Origin of the sequence: Hydromonas duriensis (assembly GCF_004363775.1) — a bacterium.
Lineage (GTDB): Bacteria > Pseudomonadota > Gammaproteobacteria > Burkholderiales > Burkholderiaceae > Hydromonas > Hydromonas duriensis.
On sequence record NZ_SNZE01000021.1, the window covers coordinates 23,559 to 33,403 of the forward strand.

Genomic DNA, 9,845 nt, shown 5'->3' on the forward strand with positions numbered 1-9,845 from the left:
ACTTCAAGGAGGTCAAAAATGAATTTTGAACAATTTACCAGCAGTTTTCAAACCGCGCTGCAAAATGCCCAAAGCCTTGCGCAGGAGCAAGGCCAGTCGAGCATCGATGTGGCGCATGTGCTTGCGGCCATGATGGCTGATGTCGATGGTGGTTTGCCCGCGCTGTTGCGCTATACAGGGGTTGACTTGGCTCGAGTGAAAGCCCTGATTAACCAGGCTGTGGACGATTTGCCCAAAGTGGCGACACACACCAGCGCACCCATGCTCTCGAGCGAGCTGGTCGGCCTGTTGCAACGCGCAGAAAAACACGCCAAGCAGTACGGTGATAGCTATGTCGCGTCCGAGATGTGTTTGGTCGCTTTGTTAGACAGCGACAGTCGCAGCCCGCTCAAAAAGCAATTCAACGCCATGGGCTTGAACGAAAAAACGCTAATGGCGGCGATAGAATCAATACGCAAAGGAAAAAACGTGGACAACCCAAATGCTGAAGGGCAACGCGAGGCTCTTAAAAAATACACCTTGGACTTAACCGAGCGCGCCCGCAGTGGCAAGCTCGACCCTGTGATTGGGCGCGACGATGAAATTCGCCGCACGATTCAGATTTTGCAACGCCGTTCAAAGAACAACCCCGTGCTCATCGGTGAGCCGGGCGTGGGTAAAACCGCGATTGTGGAAGGCTTGGCGCAGCGCATCGTGAATGGTGAAGTGCCTGATAGTTTGAAAGACAAGCGCATCTTGGTGCTTGATATGGCGGCTTTGTTGGCGGGGGCGAAATACCGTGGCGATTTTGAAGAGCGTCTCAAAGCCGTGCTCAACGAAGTTGAGCAAGATGCGGGGCAAACCATCATGTTTATTGATGAAATTCACACCATGGTCGGCGCAGGTAAAGCAGAAGGCTCGATTGATGCGGGCAATATGCTCAAGCCCGCGCTCGCGCGTGGCGACTTGCATTGCATCGGCGCAACCACATTGAACGAGTATCGCGGCTCACTGGAAAAAGACGCCGCTTTGGAACGCCGTTTTCAAAAAGTGCTGGTCGAAGAACCGAGCGTCGAATCAACCATTGCGATTTTGCGTGGCTTGCAAGAAAAATATGAAGTGCATCATGGTGTCGACATCACCGACCCCGCGATTGTCGCGGCGGCGACCTTGTCCCATCGTTACATCACCGACCGTTTCTTGCCCGATAAAGCGATTGATTTAATTGATGAAGCGGCGGCGCGTATCAAAATTGAAATTGATTCTAAGCCTGAATTACTTGATAAACTTGAACGCCGCTTGATTCAGTTAAAAATTGAGCGCGAAGCCTTGATTCGAGAAACCGACGAAGCCTCGCGTGAGCGATTGGACTTGCTTGAGCAAGAAATGAAGGCGTTGGAAAAAGAACTCGCCGATTTGGACGAAGAATGGCGGCGCGAAAAAGCCCAAGCCCAAGGTTCAGCGCAAATCAAAGAAAAAATTGATGCCTTGCGCGGGGACATGGTCGAATTGCAACGCCAAGGTAAACTCGATAAAGTCGCGGAAATTCAGTACGGTCAACTGCCTGAATTGGAGCGGCAACTGAAAGAAACCGAGCACGCCGAAAAAGAAGATGTCAAAGCCAAACCTCGTTTGCTCAAAACTCAAGTGGGCGTTGAAGAAATTGCCGAGGTTGTCAGCCGCTCGACAGGGATTCCTGTATCCAAAATGTTGCAGGGCGAGCGTGAAAAACTCTTGTCCATTGCCACGCATTTGCATGAGCGTGTGGTCGGGCAAAACGAGGCCGTTGATAGCGTCGCCGATGTGATTATGCGCTCGCGCGCGGGCTTGGCGGATCCGAATAAACCTTACGGTTCGTTCTTGTTCCTTGGCCCAACGGGGGTGGGTAAAACAGAGTTGTGCAAAGCGTTGGCGCAGTTTTTGTTTGATTCCGAAGACCATTTGATTCGGATTGATATGTCTGAATACATGGAAAAACACTCAGTTGCCCGCTTGATTGGTGCGCCTCCAGGTTATGTGGGCTATGAGTCTGGCGGCTATTTGACCGAACAAGTACGCCGCAAACCATACAGCGTGATTTTATTTGATGAGGTCGAAAAAGCCCATCCTGATGTGTTTAATGTGCTGTTACAAGCCTTGGATGATGGTCGCATGACCGATGGACAAGGCCGCACGATTGATTTTAAAAACACCGTAATGGTGATGACTTCGAATTTAGGTTCGCAAGAAATTTCACGCCTATCGGGTTCTAGCAGCGACGTGATTCAAACCGCCGTGATGAACGAGGTCAAACAATACTTCCGCCCAGAGTTCATCAATCGAATCGATGAGGTGGTTGTTTTCCATCACTTGACCGCTGCCAACATCCAAGGCATTGCAAAAATTCAACTGCAACGTCTGGCCGCTCGATTACTCGAGCAAGACTTGACCTTGAACGTGACGCCCGCTGCGGTGGCGGCCATTGCTGAAGCGGGATTCGATGCCGCTTATGGCGCACGACCTTTAAAACGCGCCATCAGCCAAAACATCGAAAATCCTTTGGCTCGAGAGATTTTGGCAGGCCATTATTTACCAAAATCGGTCGTGACGGTGGACTATGGTGCAGATGGTTTTGTTTTTGTGTAAGTTTTGATACGGAACATCACAGAACACACGGAACAAACAGGCTGAATTACAAAGCCGCTCGGTGCAAGCCGAGGGGCTTTGCTATGAACGGGAGGTTACTTATATGATGTCTGTAAATAATTACAAATAATAATGACAAACATAACCAATCGTAAAACTGTATTTTTATGAGCCTTATGCTGTTCTGCTACACTCAATCCCGTTTTTGACGACGTTAGTATAATTTTTAATAAAAATTTTTGGAGGTGAATATGCGTAAACAAACTATTTGGATAATGCTGGCAGGCGCTTTGGTCATGACTCAAGTACAAGCCAAAAGCATCGCGACGGACACGAATGGCGATGGTGTTTTTAGCCGTGAAGAGATGATTGCAGCCAGCGTTCAACGCTATGAAAAACGCTTTGTCAAAGCAGACATCAATGCCGATGGTAAAGTCACTTTGGATGAAATTCAGGGAAAAAAATTATCGGTGGCTAAAAAAGCGGATGCCAATCATGATGGCGTCATTACGCGAGAAGAAGTGAAAGCGTATGTCACCACGATGGTGGATAAGCGTTTGGCAAAAAAAGACTTCAATAAAGATGGCATGCTCTCTAAAGAAGAACGCTCAACCAAAAAAACAGATGTAGAGTGATTTTGGCTGGAATAAAAAATCGCAATGTAAAAATTAAAAAGCCCCATTTTTGGGGCTTTTTTTACGGGTTAATGAATAACTTTTTCCATGCGACGGTCAGGAACGAGCCACATAACCGCCACTAAAATATAAAAGAAAAACCCCAACCAAGGATTCAAGAATGAACCGCCAATTCCAAGCGCATATCCGACCAAAGAAATTTTGCCTTTGATGTTCGCCCCCAAAGCCTGAGCAATTTGAGAGCCATGTCCATGATGAGTCACCAAAGTGTTACCCCAAATATAATATGCCAATGCAGCCAAAATTAAATTCACCCCGTAAATGATAACGGGTATCTGGGCAAAGTGGTTTTCTCCCATCCAGCCCGTCGTGAAGGGCAGCAATGACAGCCAAAATAATAAATGCAAGTTACCCCACAAAATTTTGCCATCAACCGACTTCACAACTTGCATGGTGTGATGGTGGTTATTCCAATAAATTCCCACATAAACAAAACTCAAAATATAGCTGAGAAAAACAGGAACTAGAGGAATTAAAGCCTCCAGCGTGTCGCCATGGGGCACTTTAATTTCCAATACCATGATGGTGATGATAATGGCGATAACGCCATCAGAAAACGCTTCAAGTCGTCCTTTGTGCATAAGATACCTATCGTGTGTTTGACCCCACAGAATGAATCCAGCCCTGTACGGGGTGTGTGGTCAATGTGAATTTATAAGATTTTGATTTTATTGGATTTAGGCGGATAAGTGGAGTGGGGGTTTAACTGTAATCGATTGAAATGTTTATAATATTTCTTCGCTTGCTAAAAAATCACCCTGTCTTTTACCCGCCTTTAAAAATCCGTCTTGCTTATTAGGCGGTGTTATTTTAAATAAACAGCACCGTTGCAAGCCATTTTTGCAAGCAGCAAAAATGGCATCATACAATACAATGCAACCAAAGTTGATAAAATTCTATGATTTAAAAAATCATAGAATCACGTCAAGATATCGTTCTGTGGCTCAAGGTACAGAATCACCCCTCCCCGAAGATTGTTATTTCACTTTTGCCAGTTCGTCACGCAATGTACAGTTTCCTAACTCACAGGCTTTAAGTGCATCGGCTTTGGCTAGAGTTAGATTGACTGGCTGGTTTAATTTGCAAAAGTCTATGGTCACTGTATAAAAGTCAGCATAAGATTGAACTTATAGTGAAGGCTTTGGTGTAATGGTTAATAGCTTATTGATAATTTTAAGTGTTACCTGCGAAATTGCACGACTGTAGCGGTGTCTAAAATAATTGGGCTTTACGGTTATAGTTTTGGTGTTACTGCTAAACCTCAACTATTGCTATTTCTTAATTAGCCCCACAGCCTAAACATCATAACTTGATGCAAACCGTTAATAGATTTTCCTGTTTGATTTTTTGTCAAATCAGCTAAAGTGTAATCATCAAGCACCACAAAAAAAGCTTGTATGGCTTGGTTTAAAACTGCTTTTAACTCACAACCCACTTGTAAAGCGCACAGTGGGTTCGAGCATGATACCAAGTCAAAAGAACCTTCAAGCAAGCGGATTATCACACCTAATGGATACTGCTCAGGAGGTCTAGCCAAAGCCAACCCCCCCCCTTTACCACGGGTAGTGGTAAGCCAGCCATGCTGCGAGAGGAAGTGAACAACTTTAACCAAGTTGTGACGAGACACATTAAACGCTTCTGCAATTTCATTGATAGTCACGGGCTGCACTCGCTCATTAGGAGTCAAATACATTAAAACCCGTAGACCTAAATCTGTGAACTGCGTGAGTTGCATAAATGTCCTTAAAAACTAAACGAGACCGCTGCCAAAGGCTTCTACTTTAATATGTTGGGCATCGATACCCAAAGAAAGCAAACTATCTCTTTGTGCCCGCATGAATGGAGTCGGACCACACAAGAAATAATCTGCATTATCAGGTAAACGACTGGAAATATCGAGCATATTTAAACGTCCTGTTTTATCAAAATCTTGCCCCTGTATATCATGGCTGCGAGGACTTTCATAATACACGGTACTGATGAACATAGGTGAATTAGCAATTTGTTCGGCAAGCCAATCTTTAAAAGCATGAACACCACCATGACGACAAGCATGTATAAAATGAATGGGGTGCTTGGTCGCTCGCTTCAATGCTGCTTGCGCGATTGCCAGCATCGGTGTAATGCCAACGCCTGCACTGATGAGCACCAAAGGTGCATCAAGTTCAGGATCTAAGAAAAAATCACCATTGGGTGCTGCTAAATCAATTAGTGTCCCCACATCAACAGCGTCATGTAACTCATTGGAAACCATACCCGCAGGCCCATTGCTTGCCGCCTCACGTTTGACTGAAATTCGCAGAAAATCAGTGTTTGGTGCTTGAGACAAACTGTACTGACGTGGCTGCATCATGCCCAATTCAGGCACAAAAACCCGCACTGTAATATATTGACCCGCTAAATAGTTCGGCACATGACCACCATCTGCTGGCACAAAATAAAATGATGTGATTTCCTCGCTTTCAACTTCTTTCCGCGTCACCTTAAACGTGCGCCAGCCGCTCCAACCACCTTGTTTTTGAGCAGTTTTGTGATACAAGTCTGCTTCCATGCTAACCAAAATATCTGCCAATTGCTCATAAGCGGCTGCCCATGCTTCAACCAACTCATCGGTAGCTACTTCACCTAAAACTTCACGAATAGAGTCTAACAAATGTCTACCAACAATCGGATAGTGCTCAGCTCTGATGCCCAAACTTACGTGCTTATTCGCTATGATTTTGAGCACAGGTATCAAAACTGTAGGGTCTTCAATGTGCTCAGCATAGGCTGCTACAGCCGTGGCTAAAGCTTGTTGCTGTGCACCAGACCTTTGGTGTCCTTGGTTGAACATGGGTCTAAGCTCTGGATTGTGAGCAAACATCCGCTCATAAAAATGTCGTGTCAAAGTTTCACCATATTCACGCAATATGGGCGCAGTTGCTTTAACAAGGATGCGTTGTGAGGAATCAAGCATAAAAGTCCTTTAAGAGATATTTCAAATACATTTTTAAAATAAAAAAAACACCTATTCGATTTTGAGTGAAGATTATAACATGTATTATATTTATATTTTAAAAGTTTGTACATTTAATCTAGAGTCGCATGCTCGATGGAATTGTGTTGAGCTTAACCAAAAGAATTGAGCCCTAATAGCAAACAAAATGCTTAGCTTGTGTTAACTTTATTTTTCCTCAAGTAGGTCACGTAAATTGCAATTACCAAACTCGCAGGCTTTACGCGCATCTGGTTTGGCCTAGATTGCATAGCATAATGTGTCTATAGCTACGCTTAGAGCAAGACACTGCATCATATGGATTTTTTGGCTATAAGTCTAAATTTAAAAAAAAATTTATAGTGGGCAAGAGTTTGTACTGATTTATTTCTTACCCTAAAAATTACCCGCTTTTATTATGACTGTCAATGTATCCATTGAAGCTCACTGACAAACAAAACCCCCGTAAACCTTTGAATTTACGGGGATTCTGTTTACATCGGATGGCATTGTAATTCAATATGGCGGACAGAGGGGGATTCGAACCCCCGATAGGCTATGAACCTATACACGCTTTCCAGGCGTGCGACTTAAACCACTCATCCATCTGTCCGTAATCTGATTGCATTGCTTGGCTTGGATGAAGCCAAAGAGCACGCAAGTATAATTTAAGATGAAAGTGTTTGCAAACATCATTGATTCATTGAGGTCAGCTCATTCAAGTAGATTGTATATTTTTTATTTTAATTTGATGGGGTGGGTGTTTATTTGTTGTTTTTTGTTTATGATTGACGTTATATGTTGTATTAAATATATGATGCAAATAAATGTTTGTTGCATAGTCAAGTTCTTATCCGATTTAAAAGGGTTGTATTCCAAGTTGTTTTATTTTTAGGCGGTGTTTAAAAATGTCATCAAAATTAGCACAAGAAGTTTTCAATCCAAGTGAAGTATTTGCCAGATTGGCCGATACTGTTCCTTGCGGTTTGTACGAATATACGTTAACTCTTGAAAATGAAGGTCATTTTCATTACATGAATACTAGAGGTTTTGAAATTTTCGATATTTCTAGCAATGAGCTTAGTGATTTTGGGAAAAATATTTGGGGTTTGTTTGATGCAGAAGATGCCAATACAATTGCGCAGTTGAGTGAAAAATCGAACTTGACAGGAGTGCCATTTTTTTTTGAAGGCAGGATAACGACTCAATTAAATAATACAAAATGGATAAGGATGTCTTCTCATCCGAGTACAACTTTTTACAATGGATGCCTGATTTGGTCTGGATATATTTTAGACATTTCACATGAAAAAAGACTGGTTAAAGAAAATATAGAAAAGAATTTAGAACTATCACTGGCAATTGAAAAAGTCATTCGCTATGAGGAGCTTGAAAAGCTTAACACTCAACTCCACGAAGCATTAGAAGAAAAAAATTTATTGCTTCGAACGATGGCGGCTTATGCAAAAGCCAATGAAATGGGTAGCTTAATTGGTTCATTGGTGCATGAAATTAATAATCCATTGGGGGCTATTAATATTAATACACAAAGTCTTGAGTTTGAAATTGACTCAATTCAAAAAAGTGGCTTAACCCCCAGCAGCATGAATAGTCTCAAAGACATATCTCAGGGGCTGATAAGATCCAATCGAAGTCTATCTAAGGTGATTGCCAATTTACGCAATTTATTTATTATGGGTAGGCTTGAGTTTGAGGTATTTGATTTTAGCCAGATGGTTGAAAATATCTGTGAACTTGTGGCACGAGAGATAAGAGCGAGTGAAATTGAATTTTGTAAGCAAATTAAAGAAAAAATTCATATTTACGGCGATCAAGGACAACTTCAGATGGTTGTTTTGAATAGCATCAATAACGCCATTGACGCAGTCAAGAATCATAAAGGCTTAAAAAAGATAAATCTTTCGTTGACGGAAGAAGACGGGCGTCTTTGCTTTGAGATTCAAGATAGTGGGGTTGGTTTTCAACAGGATTCTTTACAAAAAGCTTTTGAGTTGTTTCATACAACGAAAGCTAATGGCATGGGCATTGGGTTATGGTTGTCCCGTTCCATTGTTGAGAACCATAATGGCACAATCACACTAAGTAATGCCCCCAATGGCGGGGCTGTTGTTAGAATTGAAATGTCGGTCAATCAATAAAAAATGGGGCTATACGCCCCAAAAAAATCGTCATTTTAACTATCTAGGTCAAGCTTATTGTAAATAGAGGTCAATGCTTGAAGTGATTTAATGTCAAATTTCTTCATGACCTGTGCTTTATGCAACTTGATGACAGACTCAGACACTTCTCTCTCCAAGGCTATTTGTTTGACCATTTTGCCATTGGCTAAGGCAACAAACACCTCTTTTTCTCGAGCTGTTAGGCTTGAATAAGCTGTAACCAGCATATTTTTTTCTTTATCCCAAGTGAGTGCTTTATCAATAAGCTCTTTCAAAAGTGTCAAGTCAAAAGGCTTGAGTAAAAACCGATAGGCACCGTTGTGTAAGCTATCAATAATTTGTTGGGGGCGGCTTTCTCCGCTAATAAAGATGATGGGTGTATGACACTGCTTTGCAATTAAGCGTTCTTGAAGCTCAATGCCACTCATGTTGACCATTTGCATGTCAAGCAAAATCACTGCGGGCACAGCTGGCGATTCAACTTTATCCAAAAAATCTATCGCAGATGAAAACTCTATTGTCGAGTACTCCATGTTTTTGAGAGCGCTGGATAAGGAACGGCGCATTTCGTCGTTGTCATCAATAATGTAAATCATTTATTTTGAAATTCTATAGATTTAGTGCGGTTATGTAATTTTTCGAAGTCTATAAAGAATTACGTTTTTACAACAGCTGTCTCATGAGACAGTTACTAAAAAAATAACAACAAATCAAAATATCGCATTACTAGTGTGAATAAATGTATTAAACAATGAAAACGAAAAACATGGAAAAAACAAATTTTACGAAGAATCAATTTATAAGTACTGGGGGTGTGGCTAAAAGGCTAGGTCTTTCTAGTGTGACAGTTCAGAAAATGGTTGATGAAGGTGTTTTGGCTGCATTTAAAACAATGGGTGGTCATAGACGTGTGTTGCTTGAGTCAGTCGAAAACTTTGAACGAGATATAGCAAGGCAGTTGTCAGGAGGTGGGGATGTTAAAGAGCGTGATGTGCCTTAGTTTTATTTGATTATACGTTATGTTTTCTTTTAACAAAACATAATGTTTTTGGGGTTAAGGTTGCGATTAGGTTCTGCTTTTTTATCGATTGACAAACAAGATTCTTTTTTATAAATGGTTTTTAACATGTACAGCAAAAAAACAAAACTATCCCTATTGATGTGTTTATTAATTTCATCGGGAGTATTGCCCAGTTACGCGCAAGAAGTGGTCGCTGGGAGTGTAGAAGGAACGGGACAAACGCAAGCGGCGGCAAGCGGTGAAGCGATTCTAGTTGCGCAAGCGAATGACAAAGGTGCGGCAGCCACGGCACAAGCAGCCCCTGCAGCCCCAGCTGTTGTCCGACCGCTCACCAAAGTCCTCAACCTCCCCAACAAAGGCAAAGTCTGGGT

Annotated in this window: 8 protein-coding genes, 1 tRNA gene and 1 pseudogene; 5 read left to right on the top strand and 5 right to left on the bottom strand. The window is 42.4% G+C overall.

The window, feature by feature from the left end:
- Positions 1 to 18: 18 nt before the first annotated feature.
- Together clpB and DFR44_RS08870 are read left to right on the top strand one after the other, a co-directional pair.
- Entirely contained in the window at positions 19 to 2,604 is a 2,586-nt protein-coding gene (gene clpB, locus DFR44_RS08865; RefSeq protein ID WP_133621185.1) for an ATP-dependent chaperone ClpB, read from the top strand.
- A gap of 251 nt (positions 2,605 to 2,855) precedes the next feature.
- Positions 2,856 to 3,239, top strand: coding sequence for an EF-hand domain-containing protein (locus tag DFR44_RS08870; RefSeq protein WP_133621187.1), 384 nt, complete (start codon positions 2,856 to 2,858; stop codon positions 3,237 to 3,239).
- Between the two features lie 68 nt (positions 3,240 to 3,307).
- On the opposite strand, the gene DFR44_RS08875 is transcribed toward DFR44_RS08870, so the two are convergent.
- The 4 genes from DFR44_RS08875 to DFR44_RS08890 form a co-directional block, all read right to left on the bottom strand.
- Complete coding sequence (locus DFR44_RS08875; protein ID WP_133621189.1) at positions 3,308 to 3,880, bottom strand: TMEM175 family protein; 573 nt, start codon at positions 3,878 to 3,880, stop codon at positions 3,308 to 3,310.
- A gap of 701 nt (positions 3,881 to 4,581) precedes the next feature.
- Entirely contained in the window at positions 4,582 to 5,034 is a 453-nt protein-coding gene (locus tag DFR44_RS08880; RefSeq protein WP_133621190.1) for an RrF2 family transcriptional regulator, read from the bottom strand.
- Between the two features lie 15 nt (positions 5,035 to 5,049).
- Positions 5,050 to 6,255 carry an NO-inducible flavohemoprotein gene (hmpA, locus tag DFR44_RS08885; RefSeq protein WP_133621192.1) on the bottom strand — a complete coding sequence of 402 codons (1,206 nt, stop codon included), beginning with the start codon at positions 6,253 to 6,255 and terminating at the stop codon, positions 5,050 to 5,052.
- A gap of 540 nt (positions 6,256 to 6,795) precedes the next feature.
- A tRNA-Ser gene (locus tag DFR44_RS08890) sits at positions 6,796 to 6,886 on the bottom strand.
- A gap of 295 nt (positions 6,887 to 7,181) precedes the next feature.
- Here DFR44_RS08890 and DFR44_RS08895 point away from each other — a divergent pair.
- Positions 7,182 to 8,432 (top strand): sensor histidine kinase, encoded by a 1,251-nt coding sequence (locus tag DFR44_RS08895; RefSeq protein WP_133621194.1) that lies wholly within the window; start codon positions 7,182 to 7,184, stop codon positions 8,430 to 8,432.
- 35 nt (positions 8,433 to 8,467) lie between these two features.
- Here DFR44_RS08895 and DFR44_RS08900 read toward each other — a convergent pair whose 3' ends face one another.
- A complete protein-coding gene (locus tag DFR44_RS08900) occupies positions 8,468 to 9,049 on the bottom strand; it encodes a response regulator transcription factor (RefSeq protein ID WP_133621196.1) in 582 nt (193 codons plus the stop codon).
- A 170-nt stretch (positions 9,050 to 9,219) separates the two neighbouring features.
- Between DFR44_RS08900 and DFR44_RS08905 the strand changes: the two genes are divergently transcribed.
- Both DFR44_RS08905 and DFR44_RS08910 read left to right on the top strand, forming a co-directional pair.
- The gene (locus DFR44_RS08905) at positions 9,220 to 9,453 is read left to right on the top strand and encodes an excisionase family DNA-binding protein (protein WP_162845223.1); all 234 of its coding nucleotides are present in this window, start codon (positions 9,220 to 9,222) and stop codon (positions 9,451 to 9,453) included.
- A 126-nt stretch (positions 9,454 to 9,579) separates the two neighbouring features.
- A pseudogene (locus tag DFR44_RS08910) lies at positions 9,580 to 9,845 on the top strand (hypothetical protein); the annotation flags it as partial.